This is a genomic window from Providencia sp. PROV_01 (genome assembly GCF_053098325.1).
On sequence record NZ_JBRFKD010000002.1, the window covers coordinates 4,001,765 to 4,026,507 of the forward strand.

At 42.3% G+C, this 24,743-nt stretch carries 21 protein-coding genes; 3 read left to right on the top strand and 18 right to left on the bottom strand.

Annotation, left to right across the window (positions count from 1 at the left end):
- Positions 1–145: 145 nt before the first annotated feature.
- Together ACU696_RS19395 and ACU696_RS19400 are read right to left on the bottom strand one after the other, a co-directional pair.
- Positions 146–1,273 carry a hypothetical protein gene (locus ACU696_RS19395; protein ID WP_110731664.1) on the bottom strand — a complete coding sequence of 376 codons (1,128 nt, stop codon included), beginning with the start codon at positions 1,271–1,273 and terminating at the stop codon, positions 146–148.
- Positions 1,270–2,523 (bottom strand): hypothetical protein, encoded by a 1,254-nt coding sequence (locus ACU696_RS19400; RefSeq protein WP_228367264.1) that lies wholly within the window; start codon positions 2,521–2,523, stop codon positions 1,270–1,272. Before ACU696_RS19400 ends, ACU696_RS19395 begins: the two co-directional genes overlap by 4 nt.
- A 276-nt stretch (positions 2,524–2,799) precedes the next feature.
- On the opposite strand from ACU696_RS19400, the gene ACU696_RS19405 reads away from it, so the two are divergent.
- Positions 2,800–3,513, top strand: a complete 714-nt coding sequence (locus ACU696_RS19405) for a UTRA domain-containing protein (protein WP_004908180.1) — start codon at positions 2,800–2,802, stop codon at positions 3,511–3,513.
- Between the two features lie 89 nt (positions 3,514–3,602).
- Here ACU696_RS19405 and ACU696_RS19410 read toward each other — a convergent pair whose 3' ends face one another.
- From ACU696_RS19410 to ACU696_RS19465, 12 genes are all read right to left on the bottom strand, one after another.
- Positions 3,603–5,285, bottom strand: coding sequence for an electron transfer flavoprotein-ubiquinone oxidoreductase (locus ACU696_RS19410; RefSeq protein ID WP_209101839.1), 1,683 nt, complete (start codon positions 5,283–5,285; stop codon positions 3,603–3,605).
- Positions 5,286–5,296: 11 nt separating this feature from the next.
- On the bottom strand, positions 5,297–6,247 hold the full coding sequence (locus tag ACU696_RS19415; protein ID WP_004908175.1) for an electron transfer flavoprotein subunit alpha/FixB family protein: 951 nt from the start codon (positions 6,245–6,247) through the stop codon (positions 5,297–5,299).
- A 15-nt stretch (positions 6,248–6,262) separates the two neighbouring features.
- Positions 6,263–7,018 (bottom strand): electron transfer flavoprotein subunit beta/FixA family protein, encoded by a 756-nt coding sequence (locus ACU696_RS19420; protein WP_109911663.1) that lies wholly within the window; start codon positions 7,016–7,018, stop codon positions 6,263–6,265.
- Positions 7,019–7,170: 152 nt separating this feature from the next.
- A complete protein-coding gene (locus ACU696_RS19425; protein ID WP_004908172.1) occupies positions 7,171–8,610 on the bottom strand; it encodes a purine-cytosine permease family protein in 1,440 nt (479 codons plus the stop codon).
- A gap of 275 nt (positions 8,611–8,885) precedes the next feature.
- On the bottom strand, positions 8,886–10,025 hold the full coding sequence (locus tag ACU696_RS19430) for an acyl-CoA dehydrogenase family protein (RefSeq protein ID WP_004908169.1): 1,140 nt from the start codon (positions 10,023–10,025) through the stop codon (positions 8,886–8,888).
- On the bottom strand, positions 10,022–11,206 hold the full coding sequence (locus tag ACU696_RS19435; RefSeq protein WP_004908167.1) for a CaiB/BaiF CoA transferase family protein: 1,185 nt from the start codon (positions 11,204–11,206) through the stop codon (positions 10,022–10,024). Before ACU696_RS19435 ends, ACU696_RS19430 begins: the two co-directional genes overlap by 4 nt.
- Positions 11,207–11,262: 56 nt before the next feature.
- Entirely contained in the window at positions 11,263–12,930 is a 1,668-nt protein-coding gene (gene hutU, locus ACU696_RS19440) for a urocanate hydratase (protein ID WP_447343213.1), read from the bottom strand.
- 713 nt (positions 12,931–13,643) lie between these two features.
- Positions 13,644–14,345 (bottom strand): high-affinity branched-chain amino acid ABC transporter ATP-binding protein LivF, encoded by a 702-nt coding sequence (livF, locus tag ACU696_RS19445; RefSeq protein WP_004258508.1) that lies wholly within the window; start codon positions 14,343–14,345, stop codon positions 13,644–13,646.
- The gene (gene livG / locus ACU696_RS19450) at positions 14,345–15,124 is read right to left on the bottom strand and encodes a high-affinity branched-chain amino acid ABC transporter ATP-binding protein LivG (protein WP_004908162.1); all 780 of its coding nucleotides are present in this window, start codon (positions 15,122–15,124) and stop codon (positions 14,345–14,347) included. Before livG ends, livF begins: the two co-directional genes overlap by 1 nt.
- Positions 15,121–16,392 carry a high-affinity branched-chain amino acid ABC transporter permease LivM gene (locus tag ACU696_RS19455; RefSeq protein WP_109911662.1) on the bottom strand — a complete coding sequence of 424 codons (1,272 nt, stop codon included), beginning with the start codon at positions 16,390–16,392 and terminating at the stop codon, positions 15,121–15,123. The genes livG and ACU696_RS19455 overlap by 4 nt, the downstream gene beginning before the upstream one ends.
- Positions 16,389–17,315: a high-affinity branched-chain amino acid ABC transporter permease LivH gene (gene livH / locus ACU696_RS19460; protein WP_209101837.1), complete on the bottom strand. Its 927-nt coding sequence runs from the start codon at positions 17,313–17,315 to the stop codon at positions 16,389–16,391. The genes ACU696_RS19455 and livH overlap by 4 nt, the downstream gene beginning before the upstream one ends.
- 102 nt (positions 17,316–17,417) lie before the next feature.
- Positions 17,418–18,527, bottom strand: a complete 1,110-nt coding sequence (locus tag ACU696_RS19465) for a branched-chain amino acid ABC transporter substrate-binding protein (protein WP_004908157.1) — start codon at positions 18,525–18,527, stop codon at positions 17,418–17,420.
- A gap of 379 nt (positions 18,528–18,906) precedes the next feature.
- Here ACU696_RS19465 and panM point away from each other — a divergent pair, with 379 nt between their 5' ends.
- Together panM and gloA2 are read left to right on the top strand one after the other, a co-directional pair.
- The gene (gene panM, locus ACU696_RS19470; RefSeq protein ID WP_123382261.1) at positions 18,907–19,311 is read left to right on the top strand and encodes an aspartate 1-decarboxylase autocleavage activator PanM; all 405 of its coding nucleotides are present in this window, start codon (positions 18,907–18,909) and stop codon (positions 19,309–19,311) included.
- Positions 19,308–19,694: an SMU1112c/YaeR family gloxylase I-like metalloprotein gene (gene gloA2 / locus ACU696_RS19475; protein WP_004908154.1), complete on the top strand. Its 387-nt coding sequence runs from the start codon at positions 19,308–19,310 to the stop codon at positions 19,692–19,694. Before panM ends, gloA2 begins: the two co-directional genes overlap by 4 nt.
- A 109-nt stretch (positions 19,695–19,803) precedes the next feature.
- Here gloA2 and rpoH read toward each other — a convergent pair whose 3' ends face one another.
- From rpoH to ftsY, 4 genes are all read right to left on the bottom strand, one after another.
- Entirely contained in the window at positions 19,804–20,682 is an 879-nt protein-coding gene (gene rpoH, locus ACU696_RS19480) for an RNA polymerase sigma factor RpoH (protein ID WP_004908152.1), read from the bottom strand.
- Between the two features lie 257 nt (positions 20,683–20,939).
- Complete coding sequence (gene ftsX, locus ACU696_RS19485; protein WP_109911659.1) at positions 20,940–21,917, bottom strand: permease-like cell division protein FtsX; 978 nt, start codon at positions 21,915–21,917, stop codon at positions 20,940–20,942.
- A complete protein-coding gene (gene ftsE / locus ACU696_RS19490) occupies positions 21,910–22,575 on the bottom strand; it encodes a cell division ATP-binding protein FtsE (RefSeq protein ID WP_209101832.1) in 666 nt (221 codons plus the stop codon). Before ftsE ends, ftsX begins: the two co-directional genes overlap by 8 nt.
- 6 nt (positions 22,576–22,581) lie before the next feature.
- Complete coding sequence (gene ftsY / locus ACU696_RS19495) at positions 22,582–24,552, bottom strand: signal recognition particle-docking protein FtsY (RefSeq protein WP_210845090.1); 1,971 nt, start codon at positions 24,550–24,552, stop codon at positions 22,582–22,584.
- Positions 24,553–24,743: the final 191 nt, after the last annotated feature.

The window sequence follows — 24,743 nt, forward strand, 5'->3', positions numbered from 1 at the left end:
CCTCTTACTCATCTTAACTCGAAATTTTTTACCGCAAGCTATCCCCATCTCCGCATTAAATCAACCTTTTAAGTAACCAATATAAAAAAGGATAGAGTTTCCCCTATCCTTCTTGAATGAGAACACGCTAAATCACAATCGCATATCAATGCAAAGATTGATAAGTAATAGACGTTCCCTTAGTCAGGTTACTTTCATTAGAATAACTACTTTCTATTTCAATCAAGGATTGGTCCGTCATATTATATATTTTGTTATACAAAGGATATTCAGGGCGATAACGGATCTCTTTCGTTGCAATATCCATCATTAAGTATTGTTGTGAACCTCTAACTGAATTCGAAACAATTACCCCCTGATTACCAACTTTTAAGCTGTTCAAATGGTTATAACCGCTTTCTGCGATAACGTCAAAATCACCATTAGTCTGGAATTGCATCAAAGAAAATAAACGGCGTGAAGGCTCCTGAGCAACCACAAAAATATCGCCATGACGATTTTGTGCTGATTCATTAATTCTGACAGGTAGCCATTTACTACTAATAACCTGTTTAGTGGGGATATCCATAATAACTTCTAGCGATCCCATTTGATTACCATAGCTGTACCACATTACGATTTTATCTCGATAAGTCGCGTAGGAGAAATTTGAATTACCCGCAATTTCCTCAGGGAATAATGATTTAGCTAAATCACGAACATTCATAAAATGTTCCCATGTCATTCCTTTATCTGTGCTAATAAAGATATTTTCATTATCCGCAACCACATAAAAAGGAGAACCTTTAGATTGATAAATTTTACCCATAATTAATGTCGAAAATAGAGTACTGGGCTTATCTCCCCAAGGAATTAATTCACTTACCGAAAAGTTGGTTAAATTAATAGTACGGTAGCCATCCCTTAGCATGATTAAGCACTCATTTCTTTCACAAACAGCATTATAGAAGCTTTGGTCACCATACGTAATAAAATGGACACCTTGATTATCTGCAAACAATATCTGGTAATCATATTCACTCAACGTTTCATAAGGACTATAAGAATAATAATAGCTAGAACGGCTGCTTTTTTGAGCTATTATTAGCATCCCCTTTTCAGATGGAAATGTCGTTGCGAAATCATAGCTACCTATTGCTACACTATTTTCATTATGGTTTTGCCATTGCCAATCTTCCGTGCCACCACGAATAAAAATAAAAAGAGTTAACAATAAACTGAATGAGAAAATAAACGTTAAAATAAGGAATCGTTTACTGAGAAATGGGTTCATGAACGCACCTCCGTCACATAATCTGTTTTACCGTGCTGCCGACGAAGTTGTTTTAAAAAATATTGAGATTGATAATAGGCATTACCGCGTTTTGACACTTTAAAATAAATCGCCACACATAAAGCAATAAGGAAGCTTATTCCGAGTAAAATAGTTCCTGAGAAACTTATAAACATGACACCAGTATCAATAATATTCATCCAGTCCCAATAATCCCAATAGCCGCCTTTTTCAAAGGTTTCACTAATAGATGCCCAACCAGCAACTAGAATGAAAAGCGCTAGAATACAAAAAATAAAACCCCATAAACCAATATAGAACCCTCTTTCTTGTGGAGCACCTTTACCAATCAGACTATATGCTAGTCCGTCTTGATGATTGAGAATGCCAAAAACCACTTGTTCCTTTGAATTTTCCTGAATGTTTTTATGTAAAACCTCAAGTTCATCCTCCTGCGCAATAAATAGTTTATGATTATTAAAAAGAGGCTCATTTGCTGAGACTAAAACTCCCATGTGTTTTTTATTAATCTGTAAATTAACTTTATTGAGTGTTTGGAGAGTATCTCCTGCAGCGATCGTAAGGTTGTAATTTGCAGTGATATTTACCTTGCCTTTTGTAACTGATAGTGATGTTTTATCAACATTAATTTCAGCGGCTTTATGTAACTTTACAGGCTTAGATTTAGGATTTTTGATACCGTCGATTTCAATATATGAAGTTTCTTCAAACAGTTTATATTTCCCAGCAATAAGTGAATCTAGCGCTTTCAAAATTAACTTTCGTTTTGGACTTAAAATATGCTTTGTTTGTGCGAGTGCTAAGCCAAAAAGAACGATCCCAGAGAAAGCAGCACAACCCAAAATGGCCACTAATATGATCATCAAGAAACTGTCGTCTGCCTCAGTAAAACAGTAATACACCGCAGGTATCAGGGCCATTAAGGCTAACGAAATTAAGTATTGTTTTCCTAATGAACGATTGAAGCTAACGGTTCTATCAGGTTCAAGCCGGCCATGCTCTGCATGGTAAACCCATTCAACCCAATAGCTTCCATCATTCATCTCTTCTGCACAAATAACCAAAGAGTCACCTTGCTGTATGCGCTCTAAAAAAATTTGGCTATTTGAAAAATCATCCTGATTAAAGAAAAATACTTTTTCAGAGGCAATCAATCTTACCATCCCCATTGGACTGACATTTTGATAATCACATTGAGTAAGACTGACATGGAAATATTGAACTCGCATGAGTAAATGCCTATTTCGCTAAGTAAATTTAACATTATGATAATAAATAAAGGTATATAGCCCTAGTAAAACTTACCTTATAATAAAATAATTCAGACAATGACGAGCACCCTAAACTGTTATTTAACTCAGGTTAATCATTAGAAATAGGTGTCTCCTACTAGCAAAGCCGGCAATTACTGATAAACTTGCATTCAATACAAAGTTTGTGAGTGAAATGTGGCAATAAAGCAATTTTACCACTCCTTCCTTTAACAATAATTTTGAATAATAGCGATGACATCACAACCTGCATATAAGCAAATTCAGTCTTACATTTTACGCAGTATTGATTTAGGTATTTTTAAGCCTGAAACTCAAATACCGACAGAATTAGAGCTATGCGCTCAATTTAATGTAAGCCGTATGACGGTGAATAAAGCCATTTCAGAGTTAAGCCAAAAAGGGATCCTAAATCGTATTGCAGGGAAAGGCACATTTGTTGCCACCCAAAAACATGAGCTTCCGGTTACAAAAGCATTTGATATTTTTGATGAGATCTCAACGAGCGGTAACAAATATAGCGGTCACCAATTACAACTTAAAACTATTTCCGCATCAGCAGAAATCGCGCTACAGCTCGGAATTAGCGAAGGAAGTGATGTGGGCTACTGTAAAGTTCTTCATTTTGAAAACGATATTCCTTTAATGTTAGAAGAACGTTATGTTAACCACGCCATTGTGCCTGACTTTGTGAAGCAAAAATATGGCGATACAGAAACACCTAGCGGTTATTTGCAACGCCATTTTCCTGTCAGTGAAATGGAACATACCATTGAAGCCGCATTAGCCACAAAGTCCATCGCTCAATCATTATCAATTAAAGAAAGCTCACCTTGCTTACAACTTAGTCGACGCACTTGGACGGGTAGTACCCTAATTAGCTATGTTAAAATGATCACCGCTGGTTCGCGCTACAAATTAAAATTACATTCGCGAATTGAGAATTAATGCAGAAATAAAAAAATGGGGCAAAATTGCCCCAAAGCGACTGATAAAACAAAAAATATCAAGCACATCTACATCACAATAAATTCGTTTTACATTCCTTGATAAATAGGCCCTTCCCCTCCTTGGGGAGCGGTCCAGGTGATATTTTGTAACGGATCTTTTATGTCACAAGCCTTACAATGCAGGCAGTTCTGTGCATTAATTTGCAGTTTTTCTTCACTTTTATTCCCTATAATTTCATAGACTCCAGCGGGGCAATAACGCGTCTCAGGTGCGGCATATTTCATTAAATTAATTTGGATAGGGACATTAGTATCAGCCAGTTTTAAATGACAGGGTTGTTCCTCTTCATGGTTGGTATTCGATAAAAACACGGAAGAAGGCTTATCAAAAATTAATTTACCATCGGGTTTTGGGTAGTTTATCGGTGTAAAACCTTTCGCTTCTTTTATTCCTTCGTGGTCCGATTGTTTTAATTTCAACGTCCACGGGCTACGCCCTTTTAATAACAGTTGTTCTGCACCAAATAGCATTGAACCAACTACTAACCCTTTTTTCATATAAGGCTTAAAATTCCGTGTTTGGTAAAGCTCTTGATATAACCAGCTCTCTTCAAATAGTTGGCGGAACTGCTTTTTAAACTGTAAATAATCAACCATTCCATTCTGGGTAGCACTAAAGCACGCTTCTGCCGCTAGTGCGCCACTTTTAACGGCACAATGGGTACCTTTAATACGGGCCGCATTTAAAAAACCTGCATCATCGCCAATTAGCACCCCACCAGGAAAGCTTAATTCAGGTAACGCGGCTAATCCCCCCGCCACCATCGTTCTAGCACCATAACTGATCCGTTCTCCACCCGATAAAAATTCACTAAAAGCGGGATGAGTTTTTAAGCGTTGAAACTCATCAAATGGCGATAAATAAGGGTTTTCATAATTTAGCCCGACGACCAAACCCACTGCGACTAAGTTATCTCCATAGTGATAAGCAAAACCACCGCCATAGGTGTGGTTATCTAGTGGCCAACCAACAGAATGGACAACTAACCCTGCTTGGTGTTGCTCTTTTGGAATTTGCCAGATTTCCTTAATTCCCAAACCATAGGTTTGTTTGCCACTCTCTGCGGCTAAATTAAAATGGTTGATTAATTGTTTACCGAGTTGACCTCGGCACCCTTCCGCAAAAAAGGTCATTTTCGCAAGTAAATTCATACCCGGTTGATACATCGCCGTTGGGTTACCTGATTTATCAAGCCCCATATCTCCGGTGGTGATGCCAATTACTTGGTTTGTCTCATCAAATAGCACTTCAGTTGCAGCAAAACCAGCAAAAACATCAACCCCTAATCTTTCAGCTTCAACAGCAAGAGCCGCACTTACCTGCCCTAAGCTGCCAATGAAATTACCATCATTTTTCAAACAGTTTGGTAATAAAGATAGGGGTAAATGACTTGCTTTTTTTTCTTTCAACCATAAAAAACGGTCATGGTTTACAGGTGTTAAGGGGCCTGAAACTTTTTGCTGCCAGCCTGGCAGCAATTCATCGAGAGCCCGTGGATCAATCACTGCACCAGATAAAACATGAGCACCTATCTGTGCGCCTTTATCAATTAAACAAACCGAGATATCTGTTCCTTTCTCTGCGGCTAGCTGTTTTAATCGTATTGCTGCAGATAACCCTGCGGGTCCACCACCGACAATCAGGACATCGAACTCCATCGATTCCCGCTCGGGAGCCTCGTTTATCTTATCAATCTTGTCGATAGCCATTCGTCCACCTCTTACGCTAATGCTTTGTCAAATTCCGGTAAGATCTCAAACAGATCGCCAACAATGCCGTAATCCGCAACTTGGAAAATCGGCGCCTCAGGATCACTATTAATCGCAACGATTACTTTACTTTCTTTCATGCCTGCAACATGCTGAATAGCACCCGAAATTCCTACTGCAATATATAATTCTGGCGCGACAATTTTTCCTGTTTGTCCGACTTGATAGTCATTCGGAACAAAACCTGCATCGACCGCAGCACGTGAGGCACCAACCGCAGCGCCCAATTTGTCAGCTATTGTTTCCAATAGTGCAAAATTTTCACCAGAGCTCAAACCTCTCCCTCCTGAAATAACCACTTTTGCAGAGCTCAATTCCGCACGGCTAACTTGGGTTAGAGATTGGCTTTTTAACTGACTGCGCAAGGGAATATCGGCAAGGGAAATGGTTTCAATTTCAGCATTATTTTGTGTTTCATATCCCCCTGAAAATGCCGAACTACGCACCGTAATCACGACTTGTTGGCCATTATTTTGTACTGTTGCTAACGCATTTCCTGCATAAATAGGTCTAATGAAGGTTTGAGAATCAATAACTTGAGTAATGTCTGAAATTTGTGCTACCCCTAACGTTGCAGCAACCCGTGGGGCTATATTTTTCCCAAATGTCGTCGCAGGAAACAGTAAATGGGTATATTCCTTTGCAATATTAACCACGGCGTGAGCCATCGGTTCTGCGAGTTGGTTTTTCAAGTTATCTGATTGTATTTCTAGAACTTTACTCACACCTTGTATACTCGCAGCTAGCTGAGCGACCAATTCCGTCTCATCTCCTGCAATTAATAAGTGCAAATGATCACCCGCGGTAAGAAGCTGTTTTGCAGCGTTAATACTATGATAAGTAGAATTTTTTATTGTTTGATTATCATGCTCGACAACCACTAATACAGATATTTGGCTCATGGATATTTTCCTCGATTAAATCACTTCTTTCGCTTGCAATGCACTGACTAGCTCTGTCGCACTGCCTAACAATGTACATTGCCCTGCCCGTTTTTTAGGCTCTGAGACACTAAGCGTTTTAATTTGCCCTAATAGAGCAAAATTCATATCAGCAATATCGATAATATCTAACGTTTTTTTCTTAGCTTTCATGATATTAGGCAAAGTTGCATAACGAGGTTCATTGAGCCTTAAGTCCGTTGTGATAACCGCGGGTAATGGCATCTCTAACGTTTCTAACCCGCCATCAATTTCCCTTGTAACCTGCAGTAGTTGGCCCTCAAGCTTAATTTGTGAGGCAAATGTCGCCTGCGGATAATCCAATAATGCGCTAAGCATTTGGCCTATTTGATTACAATCATCATCAATAGCTTGTTTGCCTAATAAAATAAGATCCGGCTGTTCCTTTTCCACGATTCGTTGAAGTAAGCGCGCAATATCCAGTGGTTCTAAAATTAATTCTCCAGGCCTCTGGACTAAAATGCCACGGTCAGCCCCAATCGCCATCGCACTGCGTAATGTTTCTTGATAGCCAATATCACCAACGGAAACAGCAATAACTTCTGTCGCTTTTCCCGCCTCTTTTAAACGTACAGCCTCTTCGACAGCGATTTCATCGAAGGGGTTGATGGCCATTTTGACATTCGCCAATTCAACGCCTGAGCCATCGGCTTTTACTCTTATTTTGACGTTATGGTCTATTACTCGCTTCACTGCGACTAAAATTTTCATAGCAACTCCTATCCCAATTCTTCAACGATTATTGGGTATGATGATGTTCTAAAATCGTTTTTTAGGTTGAGAGAAACCGTAACAGTGATATTCACACTGCTACTGGCTATCTCAATTTTTACTATTTTTAATGCTAGTTTTTGATGAAATGGTTATTTACTTGTGGGTAATATCAATCGGTCTGCCACTGACATAGGCCATTTTTTAATCGCAACATAGTAAATAACACTGGTTGCCACCAAGCCCACAATCCATGAGATATCAACACCACCGAGTTTTTCGACTAAAGGCCCGGTATAAAACCCTGTTGAAATAAAGGGTAACTGTATTAACACACCCGCAATGTAAGTAAATATCCCAACTTTATTCCAGCGCCCATAGCGGCCATTTGGGTTTGCGAGTTCAGGAACGTCGTAGCGGCCTTTAGTGACCCAATAGTAGTCAACCAAGTTGATTGCGCTCCAAGGGGTAAAGAATGCAAGCAAAAACAATAAGAAAGCAGAAAAGAGTTTTAAAAATGAATGCTGGCCCGCTAGTCCAAGTAAGGTTGAGAAACTGACCATTAAAATAATAAAGAACAACCTTTGCCCACGAGAAATTTGGCTTTTCCCACGGAAGCCACACCAAATTGCCGCCATAGACATAAAACTGCCATAAGCATTCAGTGCAGTTATCGTCACTTTTCCGTAGAAAATACTGATATATAACAGAGCCGCTATCAAACCAGTACTACCTAAGCCCACAATATACGAGACTTCGTTACCCGCAAACTTATTGCCGGCAAGCGCTGCGGCAAAAACCCCTAAAATCATTGATGCTTGCGTACCAATGACTGTACCTGAACCTACGGCCAAAAAGGCTTTGATTGTCGGAGTTTTAGTCGGTAAATAACGTGAATAGTCCGCAACATAAGGCCCAAATGCAATTTGCCAAGAAGCAGACAATGACATCGCTAATAAAAAGTTAGTCCAGCTAAAATGACGGTTTTCCAGTAAAACCGAAACATCATTCATATAAAATAGACGGAAAAATAGATAGAAGAACGTAATTATGCCGATAACACTCGCTACTTTCCCTAAAATATGGATGATGCGATAACCACAAATTGTGATGCCGATAATCACCACACCAAAAATAATAATTCCAACCCAATCCGTCACATGTAATAACTGACCGACCGCTTGCCCTGCCAGCACGGTACCACTGGCAGAAAACCCGACATACATCATGCAAACTAATAAAATAGGGATGACCGCACCGTATACGCCAAACTGTACACGACTCGAAATCATTTGTGGTAACCCCAATTTTGGCCCTTGCACCGCATGCAAGGCCATCACGGCACCACCTAACAGTTGGCCAATAAATAAGCCAATTAATGACCAGAATACATCCCCACCCAGTACGACTGCCAAGGCTCCGGTTACAATTGCAGTTATTTGTAAATTAGAGCCAAACCAAAGTGTGAATTGGCTTGATAAAGTGCCGTGGCGCTCGGACTCTGGAATGTAATCGATGGAACGCGCTTCGATTAAAGGTACATTCTCCTGCCGGTTTTTTTGCCCTGTAGCGATGTCGTTTGAAACTGTCATGGTAACTCCTCTTTAAGCAAGGCTGGCTTAAAGAATGAACCAATTAATCGTAATGGAACCGCAATAACTACAGTTGTAAGGTACAGTTATTAAGCATTACGCTGGGTGATGTTTTATCTGTTATTCACCCTAAATAACTAATTGAAATACATTCTTAAACCTGATTGTTGTTGTGTTTTTAATTCCATGATCCTGTTGTCAGGTAGTGCTTCCTATGGTGCTCCATAAACCAGTAAACGCCTGTCCCGCTTACTCGGCTCAATACTTAAAATAACTTAGTGGGCATCTAAAACGGCACGTGAAATAATAATTTTTTGTATTTCTGATGTGCCCTCAAAAATCCGTAAAATCCGTGCATCACGCACATAACGTTCAAGGGGAAGGTCACGAATATAGCCGTAGCCGCCATGAAGCTGTAATGCTGCATCCGTAACAAAACCCGCGCACTCAGCGGCAAACAATTTCGCCGTCGCAGATTGCAAACTAAAACGCTCCCCTGAATCACGTAATTCCGCAGCTTGCCAAGTCAACATACGAGCGGCCTCCAACTGGGTATGCATATCCGCAATACGCCATTGAGTTCCTTGGTATGCGGCTAAGGGCTTTTTACCAATTTGGCGTTCTTTTACCCAACCTAAAGCACTTTCCATCGCAGCCCGAGCTATACCGAGTGACGTTGCGGCCACTTCAACACGCCCTTTATCTAAAACTTCCATCGCGGTATGGAACCCTTTATTTTCCTCTCCCAATAATGCCGATTCCGGTAGCCAACAATTCAGCGCTAATTCATAAATCGTGCTACCCCGTAATCCCATTGTTTTTTCAGGTTGAGAAAATGCCACGCCTTCCGTGCCTTTAGGGATCATAAATGCGCTGATCCCGCGGGCTCCCGCTTCTACATCCGTTTTCGCATACAACACGATAAAGTCAGCCTCTTTGGCGTTAGTAATATAGTGTTTATTACCCCGAATACGCCAGCCACTATTTTCACGAGTTGCCACGGTTCGCATATCTGCAGGATTAGAACCTGCAGCCGGCTCAGTTAAGCCAAATGCACCTAATAATTCCCCTGCAGCGGCTTTTGGTAACCAATAATTTTTTTGCTCTTCAGTACCACCAATTAAAATCGAATCTGTCGCCAAAAAATGTGCCGTTAGAGCCGATGAAGTCGAAGCACAAGCGGCAGCAACAGCTTCGACTACCTGACTCATCGCCACACTGCCAATACCAAAACCGCCATACTGCTCAGGTAAATTAATTCCCCAACAGCCCATTTCTCCTAACGCTTGTAAACTTTCTGCGCAAAAGGTTTCTGTCTCATCGTATCTTTGTGCATTCGGCTGTAAAATGTCATGACAAACTTTTTCTATCGCATCCACAACCGCTTGTTCTGTTTCATTAATATCAAAACTCATTGCATCGTCTCCGCATTTTTAATGGTTGTTCTCGCTGGCTTATACACTAAGTTTGCCTCACCTAATTTTGGTGCACGGCGGGTTGAATGAGGTTTATTTCCATTGAAAAAAACCGGTTGAGAAACCAAAGGCGTTCCCCCATCATTCAGGTGCGTCAGAACTTGCCTCACTTGGGCATGCTCACTTTGTGTTGCTTGGTGTAAATTATGAATTGGTGAAGCAGGAACGCCCGCGTTTAATAAAATGTCACATACCTCTTCAACGGTTTTTTGGCGTGTCCAACTTTCAATCTCTTTTCTAAGTTCAGCTTGGTGCTGTGTTCGACTCGGGTCATTAAGGTAGCGTGAGTCATGGCATAACTCTGGTTTTTCCATGCATTCGCAAAAGCGTTGGAATAGCTTTTCACTCGCAATCGCGATAACCACTAAGCCATCTTTTGCCTGATAAGTATCGAATGGCGTAGATACTGGATGGCGGTTACCCACTAGGCTCGGAGCCTTATCATGAGCAAATAGGTTTGAAAGCCCAGTTAACTGCATGCTCAGTAAGACATCCACCATCGCTACATCAATATACTGTGCCGCTTCGTCATGACGCTCTCTCGCAAATAACGCACTACTTATCGCCCATGAGGCAAACATCCCTGCACACACATCGCCAATTGACTCACCACTGCGTGTAGGCCCTGTTTCTGGGAAACCAGTGACACTCATTAGGCCTGACATCGCTTGTGCCACGATGTCATAAGCGGGATAACTGGCGAGTGGGCTGTTTTGCCCAAATCCAGAGATACTGGCGTAGATTAATTTAGGGTTGTGCTGCTTTAGGCTCTCAAAATCGATACCGAGTCGTTGAGTCACACCAGGGCGAAAGTTTTCAACCACCACATCACTTTCTTTGACTAGCTGGAATAAAATCGCTCGGTCTTCATCCGCTTTAAGATCCAATTCAATACTGCGTTTACCTCGGTTAATTAAACCGTAATAAACACTTTCCCCATCAATGAATGGCCCTAAATGGCGGCTGTCATCACCGTGGTTAGGCACTTCAATTTTGATCACTTCAGCACCAAGATCGGCCATCATACCTGTGCAATAAGGGCCAGCTAACACTCGGCTTAAATCGATCACTTTGATCCCCGCCAGTGGCCCTTGTCTTTTCTGAGTCAACGCAGCATTCATACTGAATTCCTTTTATTCCAGAAAGATGCCAGCTCAACTTCAGCTGGCAAAGGACATTACTTCACCATCGGCAAGTTCAAGCCTTGCTCTTTCGCACAGTTAATGGCGATGTCATAACCTGCATCTGCATGACGCATTACGCCCGTTGCAGGGTCATTATGTAAAACACGAGCTAAACGCTTATCAGCGGCGTCCGTTCCATCACACACAATGACGACGCCTGAATGTTGTGAGAAACCCATACCAACACCACCACCGTGATGTAAACTGACCCATGTTGCTCCACCTGCGGTATTTAATAGTGCGTTCAATAAAGGCCAGTCTGATACCGCATCAGAGCCATCTTTCATAGATTCCGTTTCACGGTGAGGGCTAGCCACAGAGCCTGAATCTAAGTGATCACGGCCGATCACGATTGGGCCCTTTAACTCACCACTTTTCACCATTTCGTTGAAAGCACGGCCTAATCTTTCTCTGTCTTTTAAACCAACCCAACAAATACGTGCAGGAAGCCCTTGGAATGCGATACGCTCACGTGCCATATCGAGCCAATTATGTAAGTGCTTGTCATCTGGTAATAATTCTTTTACTTTTTGGTCTGTTTTATAGATATCTTCTGGGTCACCTGACAACGCAACCCAACGGAATGGGCCAATACCTTCACAAAACAGAGGGCGAATATAAGCAGGAACAAAGCCTGGAAAATCAAAGGCATTACTAATGCCTTCATCTTTTGCCATTTGGCGAATATTATTGCCGTAGTCAAAAGCCGCTGAGCCACGCTTTTGCATCGTTAACATCGCATCCACTTGGACTGCCATGCTTTTTTTCGCTGCTTTGGTCACTTCAGCAGGTGCGGTTTGTTGTTTTTCACGCCATTGGTCGAGTGTCCAACCCTGTGGTAAGTAGCCGTGTACAGGGTCATGGGCGCTAGTTTGGTCAGTGACGGAATCAGGAGTGATATTGCGTTTCACCAATTCACTGTAAACATCAGCCGCATTACCTAATAGCCCAACAGAAACTGGCTGGCCATTTGCTTTGGCTTCCTCGATATATTGCAGTGCTTTATCTAATGTCGTCGCTTTTTTGTCCACATAACGAGTTCTTAAACGAAAATCGATACGGCTTTCATCACATTCCACCGCTATCATGCTAAAGCCCGCCATGGTTGCTGCTAATGGCTGTGCTCCGCCCATTCCACCTAAACCGCCCGTTAAGATCCAACGCCCTGCTGCGTTACCATTAAAGTGTTGTTTGGCCAGTGAAACGAACGTTTCATAGGTGCCTTGGACGATCCCTTGAGAACCAATGTAGATCCAAGAACCAGCCGTCATTTGGCCATACATCATTAGGCCTTTACGATCTAACTCATTAAAGTGATCCCAATTCGCCCAGTGAGGAACAATATTTGAGTTTGCGATCAATACGCGAGGCGCATCTGGATGGGTAGGGAACACTCCGACGGGTTTACCTGACTGCACGAGTAATGTTTGGTCATCTTCTAGTGTGGTCAGCACATCTAAAATTTTGTCATAGCATTCCCAATCACGTGCCGCTCGACCGATACCGCCATAGACCACTAAGCTTTGAGGGTGCTCAGCAACATCAGGGTCTAAATTATTTTGGATCATGCGATATACCGCTTCTGTCAGCCAGCTCTTACAGGTTTTCTCACTGCCACGTGGTGCGCGGATCACTCGAGTTGAGTCAGTACGATTTAACATGGTTGTATCCCCTATCATCCATTTTTAATTAACTTTAAATTAACAATTTTATTTATAATAATCTGCGAGATACCCAGTTAGTGACGATGCACCTGTGTTCTAAAATTAATTATTTAATTAAAAATCAATAAATTAATTTTCTATCAACTTACTCGAGACTATCCATTCATTTAGGGTGTTTATCTATGACTCAAATATATATACATTTACTTCACAAAGTATATACATTTAAATTTGAAATTTTGTAGGAAGTGTGAAGGTTGGAACACAAGAGAAGTTATACAACAACAAGTAGCTGTATGTTTCTAGAGAAAAAGTTGTATATACATTTGTTTTTATGCATAGAAACAAGTAAATAGCGAAATTGCGAGTCACTTCACAGAACGTTGCAACTATGTATAGCAAGAAAACCCATGCGTACCGCTCAAAATGGTGTACACCAGAAACAATAACGGGTTACCTGCATCAACAGATAACCCGAGCAATCAGAAAAAGTGAATGATGATTTAATTTTCTAAATCATTCGCGTTGTGGCTAGGCGGCAAAATGAGGATAGCTTGGGGAGCATACACAAGTATGTGACCCAAACAGCCGAATGAAGCCAACAACGCCACAGCGTGAAGGATGACGAAAATTAGGAGCATACATTAAGTATGTGACCCAAACAGCCGAATGAAGCCAACAACGCCACAGCGTGAAGGATGACTAAAATTTTAGCCGCCTAGATAGGCGCTTCGTACTGCCTCATTCGCTAGCAACGCTTTGCCACTATCTTCCAACACAATATGCCCATTTTCCAACACATAACCACGGTCTGCGAGTTTCAACGCTTGGTTGGCGTTTTGTTCGACAAGGAAAATTGTCATTCCTTCTTCGCGTAGCTGCTGAATCGTATCAAAAATTTGCATAATGATAATGGGAGCAAGGCCTAAGGATGGCTCATCAAGTAAGAGTAACTCTGGCTGGCTCATTAAAGCACGGCCTATCGCTAGCATTTGTTGCTCACCGCCAGACATCGTTCCTGAACGCTGGCTTCGACGCTCATACAGCCTTGGAAATAGCTTATAAACTCGCTCAATACGTTCTTGGTACTGTTGGCGATCGGCAAAAAAGCCCCCCATTGCGAGATTTTCTTCCACTGTCATACGAGAAAATACACGCCTCCCTTCGGGTACTAATGCAATGTCTTCACGCATAATTTTCGAAGTGGGCAATTGGGTGATATCCACGCCTCGGTAGATGACTTGGCCTTCCGATGCACGTGGATCGCCACAAAGCGTACTGAGCAAGGTGGTTTTCCCTGCACCATTTGCTCCAATTAAGGTCACAATTTCACCTTTTTGGATATTCAAACTAATTTCATGTAGTGCTTGAATTTTTCCATAATGGGTAGAAACTTTTTTAAACTCTAGCATCAGTAAGCTTCCCCCAAATAGGCTTTTATCACATCAGGATGTTGACGGATCTCACTCGGTGTCCCATTCGCTAATGGCGTTCCTTGATTCACGACATAAATGCGATCTGAAATTCCCATGACTAATTTCATATCATGTTCAATTAAGAGAATTGAAACATTATGATGAGCTCGTAACTCAGCAATCAAGTCATCCAAATCATTGGTTTCTTTAGGGTTAAGACCTGCTGCTGGTTCATCTAACATTAATATTTCAGGGCGAGTGACCATACAGCGAGCAATTTCTAACCGACGCTGCTGCCCATAGGCTAAATTACCCGCTTGTCGATTGGCAAAGGGGAGTAAATCAACACGCTCAAGCCATTTTACCGCATTATCAAGCGCTTCAGCTTCTGCCCGACGAAACGCAGGGGTTTTCAATAGCCCAGAAAAAATGCCACTTTTTAAATGTTGATGTTGCGCCACAAGTAAATTTTCAATCACCGTCATTTCTTTAAATAACCGCACATGCTGAAATGTTCGGATGACGCCAAGGCGAGCAATAGACTGCCCTGTCAGCCCTTCAAGGTGTTTTTCACGATATAAAATCGTGCCGCTGGTCGGCTTATAAAACCCCGTTAAACAGTTAAAAATGGTGGTTTTACCCGCCCCATTCGGGCCAATCAGTGAAACTATTTCCCCTTGATTAATGGTTAACTCAACATTGTTGACGGCAAGTAACCCACCAAAACGCATTGTTAAGCCATTAACTTGTAGCAAAGGCGTTGTTATATGGCTCATACGCCCTCCCCTTCAGGGACTTTTTTCACCTGCATTTGACGACGTTTCATCGGTAATAGGCCTTGTGGTCGCCAGATCATCATCAGCACCATCAATGCCCCTAATAACAGCATGCTGTATTGGTTAAGGTCACGCATCATTTCCCGTGATACGACTAAGATAATTGCGGCTAAAATCACGGAAGTTTGTGAGCCCATTCCCCCTAAAACGACGATGGCTAACACAAATGCCGACTCCACAAAGGTAAAAGATTCTGGGCTGATAAAGCCTTGTCGTGCGGCAAATAACGTCCCTGCAAATCCCGCAAAGGCCGCACTAATAGTAAATGCGGTTAATTTTATTCGAGTTGGGCTTAGCCCTAATGAGCGACAGGCAATTTCATCTTCGCGTAATGCTTCCCATGCACGACCTAATGGCATACGCAGTAAGCGATTGATAACAAATAAAGTTAAGACTACTAATAACAAGGCGACAAAATACAGGAAAATAATACGGTCACCAGGGCTGTAATCTAAGCCAAAAAAGTTATGGAAGGTATCCCAGCCATCTTTAGCGGTACGGCTAAATTCCAAACCAAAGAAAGTCGGTTTCGGTAATTGACTGATCCCATTTGGCCCGCCAGTGATTTCGGTATTATTCAGTAATAAAATACGAACAATTTCCCCAAAGCCGAGCGTCACTATTGCAAGATAGTCCCCCCGCAACCTTAGAACAGGGAATCCCAATAAAAAACCGGCTAACGCAGCGGTTAACCCTGCAATCGGTAAACTTTCCCAGAAACCAAAACCATAGTAATGATTTAATAAACCAAAAGTATAAGCACCAATGGCATAAAAGCCGGCATACCCAAGAACCAGTAACCCAGATAACCCAACAACCACATTTAACCCTAAGCCTAACATCACATAAATTAATGTCAGGGTGGCAATATCCACGCTTCCGCGAGAAACAATAAACGGCCAAATAATTGCGGCAATAATAATTACAGCTGCAAGAATCTTTTGCTTGGCTGTCGAACCATCAAAATCAGGGATCGCCCACGCCTTTTTAGGAACTCCTTGCCATACTTTATTTAATGTCGGACGAACCAACTGGTAAACAAAGATGACAATAATACCCGCAATGATCCAGTTCCAACGTACAGAATCCCCAACCGTAACAACCAGTTTTGTGCCATCAAGAGCGAGCTGCAACCCCATCATGAACAGAGCCAATACGAAAAAAGTCACTGAAGCCACAATGGCATTAATCCAATTTTCTTTTCTCATACTTTTTCGACCTCCGGGCGTCCCAGAATGCCGGTTGGCATGATTAACAACACACCAATCAATAAACCAAATGACACAACATCTTTATATTCTGTACTTAAATATGCAGAGGCCATCGCTTCTGCAACACCTAAGATTAAACCACCTAACATGGCGCCGGGAATGCTCCCAATTCCCCCTAATACCGCCGCAGTAAATGCTTTCATTCCTGCCATAAAACCAATATAGGGGTTAATCACACCATAAAATTGCCCCAATAGCACACCCGCTACAGCCGCCATTGCGGCACCAATAACGAAAGTTAATGAAATGACGCGATCGGTATTAATGCCTAATAAACTGGCCATTTTAAGATCTTCTGCACAAGCTCGGCAGGCTCTTCCCATTTTTGAATAGCGAATAAATAGCGTCAAAGCTAACATCGCAAGCACGGTAACCACCCAGATGGTCAATTGCATCTTAGTCACCGTGGCTTCAAAACCATCGCTTTCACCGAGAACCCATTGCCCTGTAATCAAACTGGGTAGGGCTAAATCACGCGAACCTTGTGACAAACTGACATAGTTTTGCAGGAAAATAGACATTCCGATCGCAGAGATCAATGCAATCAATCGCTTAGAATGACGGACCGGCCGATAAGCAACCCGTTCAATACTCCAACCATAGGCACTAGAGACCACAATTGCCGCAATGAAGGCCGCAGCAACAAGGATCCAACCGATATCAATCCCAAGCATCATTAAGCCTGCGATCACAATAAAAGAGACATAGCTACCAATCATGTACACTTCGCCGTGGGCGAAGTTAATCATCCCAATGATGCCATACACCATCGTATAGCCGATAGCTATCAGTGCATAAGTGCTACCGAGGGTTAAACCATTCAGAAGTTGCTGAATAAAATACAGAATTTGATCTGACATAAGACTATCCTTTCGAACTACTTGTCCTCTATAGAGAACAGAAGCCGGAAGCAAGTGACTTACTTCCGGTTCTTATTCACTATGCTGGAACACTGCTGAGTACTATTTTACAGAGGTGGAAGTCCCATCTTTGTGCCACTCAAATACACCAAACTCAAACCCTTTCAGGTCACCGTTTGGCTGCCAGCTTAATGTTCCCATGACAGTTTCGACCGGATTTGCTTTCAGGTCTTTCACTAAATCTTCAGGCTCAATACTGCCAGTACGCTCCATTGCCGTCGTTAAACCTTGGATAGCAGCATAAGTTGTCCAAACAAATGGCCCTGTTGGGTCTTCTTTCTTCGCTTTGATGGCATCAACAATTGGTTGGTTAGTCGCAACTTGGTCGTAACGTTTTGGTAAAGTTACCAACATGCCCTCAGAGGCATCACCTGCAATATTTGATAATGAAGAGTTACCGACGCCTTCAGGCCCCATAAAGCGAATATTCAAGCCAGCTTGCTTCGCTTGGCGTAAAATTTGCCCCATCTCTGGGTAATATCCCCCAAAGTAAACAAAATCAACATTCTCTTTCTTCAATTTTGCCACTAAAGCGGAAAAGTCTTTGTCACCCGCCGTTACCCCTTCAAACATCACTTCTTTAACGCCAGCTTTATTGAGGCTTTCACGTACAGAACGGGCTAAACCTTCCCCATATTGTTGTTTGTCATGCACAACAGCAATACGAGTTGGTTTGATATCTTCCATAATAAACTTAGCTGCAGTGGGTCCTTGGTCCGAATCCAAACCGGTTGTACGCAGAACCATTTGATAACCACGTGTGGTTAAATCCGCATTAGTTGCAGCTGGGGTGATCATAATGACACCTTCATCCTCATAAATATCGGATGCCGGCTGTGTTGAAGAGGAACATAAATGCCCAATAACATGGCGGATACCATCGTTAATCACTTTATTTGCCACCGCAACCGCTTGTTTCGGGTCACAGGCATCGTCATATTCTACTGCCACTAATGTGTTTCCATTAATGCCACCTTTAGCATTAATATCTGCGATCGCTTGGCGTGCCCCTGTAAATTCCATATCACCATATTGAGCTACAGGCCCTGACATCGCGCCAACAACCGCTATTTTAATTTCCTTTGCCCATCCTGCTGAACTGAATGCCATCGCAATACAGCCCGCTAATAATGCTTTATTCATATTCTTCATTTTATCGTCCCCGTCTTCGTGGTTCTGAGTGTTTGTGTTTGATTTGTAGTAGATTATTATAGTTGACAGGTAAAATGCCTGAGATTTCAAAATACAGCGAATAAGGCTATATATTTCATAACATTAAACAAGATAATTATGCTAAATAGCAAATGTATATGGCAGGTTTTTACATTAGAAGCAGAATAAAAAACTGATGTGTTAAAGTAGGTTTTTTGTAAATACTAGTGTTATATTCGGGTTAAATTTAAATTAATCCGAGTGAAATTCGGAAAATTCAGTATCACCAAATTTTTCTCTCTAAAATCAAAAAATCGGTTGTAGATCACTCTGGCAGGATGAGTGACTGCAACTCTTACAGGGAAACAAACAAAATATCATGAGACTTACTATTATCCCGCTGGTCAATCCTACTGAGCAACAATATCTGGACTTACATAAAATCTGGCCTGACCAGAGTCCTTTTGAACTAGCCAAAATGTGCAAAGCAGGTGACCTATTCTATGCCGCCCGTTTTAATGAACGCCTTCTTGGAGCTGCAAAAATTACGGTGGATCATAACACTGCCACTTTGCAGGATTTTTGCGTACGAGAGGTCACTCGCCGACGCGGTGTTGGCTCATATTTATTAGAAGAAATTTGCCAAGCTATTCCTGACATTACACTATGGAAATTTGATATTAGCGGGGTAGCCCTACAAGAAAAAGAAGCGGTGCGGCTATTCTTGGCTGCTAATGGCTTCAATACCACCGCACAACCTGATATATGGGGAAAAACAGCATGAAGTTAAATAAAATTCATCATGTTGCTATTATTGCATCCAATTTTGAGGTCAGTAAGGATTTTTATTGCCGTATTTTGGGGTTAAATCTACTTGAAGAACATTTCCGCCCAGAAAATAATTCATGGAAAGCGGATTTAGCCTTTGGTGAACATTACCAAATTGAATTATTCAGTTTTGTTAATCCGCCCGCAAGGTTGAGTTATCCTGAAGCCACGGGGCTGCGCCATTTAGCCTTCAGTGTTGATGATTTAGATAAATGGGTAGCTTATTTAACTGAGCAAGGTGTGGCTTGTGAGGCCATACGCATCGACCCCTATACCCAAAAGCGTTTTACATTTTTCACAGATCCCGATGGCTTACCGCTAGAGTTATACGGTGATTAATTGAACAATAAAAAATGTAAAAGTAGAAATGATTATCTGCATTTATCCACCTCTTAACGGGTAATAAATGCAGATAATTTTAGTGAACAACGAATTGGCCAGTCATAAATTACATTTCGCTATCTTCGTCTTCTTCCATCGCCAAACGTAACTTCTTCATTGCGTTCTTTTCAAGCTGACGAACACGCTCTGCAGAAACACCGTATTTATCAGCGAGTTCTTGCAACGTCGTTTTGTTGTCATCGTCTAACCAACGAGCTCGGATGATATCCTGACTGCGCTCGTCCAAAGAATCCAACGCATCTGCTAAGCGGTCAGTTGCATGGCTTTCCCAGTTATCATCTTCAATTGAACCGGCAAAGTCTGATGCTTTGTCTTGTAAGTATAAGACTGGGGCTACAGGGCCACCAAAATCACTGCTGTCATCGTCATCTGACATATCAAATGCCATGTCTTGTGCAGCCATACGTGATTCCATTTCACGCACATCTTTAGTACTTACCCCTAACTCTTGGGCAACCATATCAACTTCGTCCTGGTTAAACCAACCAAGACGCTTTTTATTCTTTCTTAAGTTAAAGAATAGCTTACGTTGCGATTTTGTTGTCGCGACTTTGACAATACGCCAGTTACGTAAAACATATTCATGAATTTCAGCTTTGATCCAGTGAACCGCAAAGGAAACAAGACGAACGCCAACCTCAGGATTGAAACGACGCACCGCTTTCATCAGGCCGATATTACCTTCCTGAATTAAGTCAGCTTGTGGTAAACCATACCCTGCATAACTACGAGCAACATGAATAACAAAGCGCAAGTGCGATAAGATCAGTTGCTTTGCAGCATCCAGATCACCATGGTAATGCAGCCGTTCAGCAAGTTCCTTTTCTTCCTCAGCGGTGAGCATCGGGTAAGCATTAGCAGCCCGAACATAGGCTTCAATACTTCCTTGTGGAACAAGAGCTAATGATTGCATGTCTTTGGTCATTCAGATCCTCAATAAAATAATAGGAAACAGATTAGTTTGTATTGATAACCGCATTGGTTAGCCATGAGGTAAACATTTTTAGTCTACCAGTTTAACCGCGTTAAATAAATTATATACAAAATTTGTTAACAGTAGGTCAATGTAGGACAAAACAATTCAGACTAAGTTCATTTTTAACGAAAATTTGCAATAGAATCAAAGAGTCATGATATAATCAAATCATGACTCTTGAATAAAAATGATGAAAAAACAACATATTACTCAGGTGTAAAGTGTCGTAAATGTTGAAGTGTTGCCAACCATGCCGCTATCCAACCAACCATAGCGGATAACAGTAGAATTAATAAAGACTCTTCCCATAACAATCCTTCAATCTGAAATTGCGTACCAAATACACTGGCTACTTTTGCCACACCGTCCGCTAACTGCCAAACAAGTAGAAAGGTCATAATTAGGGAAATAATGGCACCTAATGCACCCAATACAAGGCCACCATTTAAAAATGGCCTCATGATAAACCCATCAGTAGCACCAATTAACTTCATCACATTAATCGTATCACGGCGAGCAAAAATATTGAGCCGTACGCTATTACCTATCACAAGGAATAGTGACACAATCATTAAAACCCCAATGACAGAAGCGACTTTCCCAACCAAACCCGTTAGTGCAGCTAACCGCGCAAACCAGCTATCATCCATGCGAACTTCTTCAATGCCATCGACTTGGCTGACTCTATCACGCAGTGTTGTTAATACATTAGAACCTTCAAAATCAATTTTAGGCGTAATTATTGCGACTGCAGGCAGAGGGTTTTCCTCTAGCATATCGAGTGCAGTACTAAAACCGGACCAACTGCGAAACTCACTCATGGCTTGGTCACGTGAAAGGTAATTCACATGGTCAACCCCATCAAGAGCCTGCAGTTGTGTTACTACATTTTGCCCACCTTGTTCATCAAGAGATTTATCAAGATAAACAGTGAGTTGTGGTGTTGGATACCATTGCTCCGCGGCTTGCGAAACGTTTTTCCACACAATATAACAAAGGCTCGGTAATGTGAGTGAAATCGCAATAACCATGATAGTCAAAAAGGTGGCCAAAGGCTGTCTTAGCATGTCAGCGAGCGCATTCAACCACGAGTAACGCCACTGCTCTTTCCAACCGCCTTTTAATGCTTTACTTTTCGATTGCTTGGCTCGTTCCGGCTTGCTTTTACGGACATTCTTAGCCATGTTGACCTCCAAGCATACGACCTTCACTCAATGTAAGAACACGGCAGTTACGACGCTCAATCAATGCAATATCATGGGTCGCCATTAAAACGGTCACCCCTACACGATTGAATTCTTCGAATAAACGCATGATTCCTTCAGACAATTCACCATCAAGGTTACCTGTTGGTTCATCCGCTAATAACATCGTTGGCTTATTCACCACCGCTCGGGCAATACCGACACGTTGTTGCTCCCCACCAGATAACTGAATTGGGAAGTTTTTCGCTTTGCCCAATAACCCAACTTTATCCAATGCAGCGGAAACTCGCCGACGAATATCCTCGGTACTAGCACCAGAAATGATTAGCGGCATTGAGACATTGTCATATACCGTTCGATCAAATAACAGGTGGTGATCTTGAAAAATCATCCCGATCTGCCGGCGCAGAAACGGGATCTCTCGATTTTTCAAGCGGCTGATATCATGACCATTGAATAAAATATGACCCGCACTTGGGCGTTCAATTCCACAAATCAGTTTAAGTAATGTACTTTTACCTGCGCCTGAGTGGCCTGTTAGAAATGCCATTTCTCCAGGTTGAAGATGAAAATCAACCCCTTGGAGTGCTTGGCGGCCACCGCGATAAGCTTTACTAACGTGTTCAAAGCGAATCATCGAAAATTATTCCTCTCGGGCAAATAGAGCCTCGATAAAGTCATCTGCTTTAAATGGACGTAAATCTTCAATACCCTCACCAATACCAATATAACGAATTGGAATACCAAATTGGTCGGCAATAGAGAAAATTACGCCACCTTTTGCTGTGCCATCGAGCTTAGTCAATGTTATACCTGTTAAACCGACCGCATCATCAAAAAGTTTTGCCTGACTTACCGCATTTTGTCCAGTACTTGCATCTAGCGTTAACATAATTTCATGGGGAGCATTTTCATCGAGTTTTTTCATCACCCGGACAATTTTTTTCAACTCTTCCATCAAGTGCGATTTATTTTGTAAGCGCCCAGCGGTATCTGCAATTAAAACATCAACCCCTTTCGCCTGCGCTGATTGAATCGCATCAAAAATAACCGATGCAGGATCTGCGCCAGTATGTTGAGCGACCACAGGGATCTTATTGCGCTCTCCCCATACTTGAAGTTGCTCAACGGCTGCTGCACGGAAAGTATCCCCCGCGGCTAACATGACGCTTTTCCCTTCCGACTGATATTGACGTGCTAATTTACCAATTGTTGTCGTTTTCCCGACCCCGTTAACACCAACCATAAGAATAACATAGGGTTTTTTGTCTTCAATCACGAGTGGTTTATCCACTTTCGCTAAAATATCAGACATTTCCTCACGCAATTTGCCATATAACACTTCTGCATCCTTGAGCTCTTTACGGCTCGCATGTGCCGTTAAGTTATCAATGATTTTGCGAGTGGTATCAACCCCGACATCAGCAATCAATAGCTGCTCTTCAAGCTCTTCAAATAAGTCATCATCAATTTTTTTACCTGAAAACAGCCCAAAAAAACCTGAACCTAAATTCTGGCGAGTTTTTAATAACCCTTTCTTTAGCCTAGCAAAGAAACCTTCTTTTTTAGGTTTTTCTTGCTCTGTTGGTAAATTATTTTTTTCTTCTTCTAAACGTAAGCGCTCAGCTTCAGCTTCTTCCTCTGCAATTCTCGCATCTTCGGCGGCTTGTTCTTCCGCTAAGCGGGCTGCTTCGGCTGCTTGGCGTTCGCGTTCAGCTTGTTCTTCCGCTAAACGGGCTGCTTCTGCTGCTTGGCGTTCGCGTTCGGCTTGTTCTTCCGCTAAACGGGCTGCTTCTGCTGCTTGGCGTTCGCGTTCGGCTTGCTCTTCCGCTAAACGCGCCGCTTCTGCTGCTTGGCGTTCGCGTTCGGCTTGTTCTTCCGCTAAACGCGCCGCTTCTGCTGCTTGGCGTTCGCGTTCGGCTTGTTCTTCCGCTAAACGCGCCGCTTCTGCTGCTTGGCGTTCGCGTTCGGCTTGTTCTTCCGCTAAACGTGCCGCTTCTGCTGCTTGGCGTTCGCGTTCGGCTTGTTCTTCCGCTAAACGCGCCGCTTCTGCTGTTTGACGTTCGCGTTCGGCTTGTTCTTCGGCAGCTTGAATTGCAGCTAACTCTGCTTGGCGACGCTGCTCTTCCGCTTCCTCTGCCGCTTGAATCGCAGTTAACTCAACTTGACGCTGACGTGCCATTTCTTCTTCAGCAAGACGCATTGCTTCCGCTTCTTGGCGTTCACGCTCGGCTTTTTCTTCCGCCAGTTTTTTCTCTTCGGCTTCTTGGCGTGCTTGTTCCGCTTGCTCTTCGGCAGCTTGAAGCTCTGCTAGTTTAGCTTCCCGCTCACGTTCTGCTTGCTCGGTTGCCGCATCAATCGCAGCTTGTTGTGCTTCATACTGACGCTGAGCTTCATCTTCTGCCGCTTTAATAGCAGCTTGCTCAGCTTGATGTTGACGTTCCGCTTCGGCTGTTGCGGCATCAACCGCAGCTTCATGGGTTGATTGGTTTTCGACGTCATTAACCACATCATTTTGTTGAGTTTGTTGTTGCTCTTGTTGCTGGGTTTCTTCTTCATTTTTACGCCCAAACCCCAACCATGAAAAAAAACCTTTTTTCTTGTCTTTAGCCATTTGCCACTACACTCCTCGCGGTAAAAATATGGCACTCGATAATCAAATCGCAATAAAAATATATGCAGTCTACCATTTCATCGCTCAGCAACACATATCTGAAAGAAAAATCCTGCCAATTTAATCTGAATTTTCGTGTTAAAACTGTGAAAATGAAGCACTATAATTGAAATACGGCCAATCAGAGATAA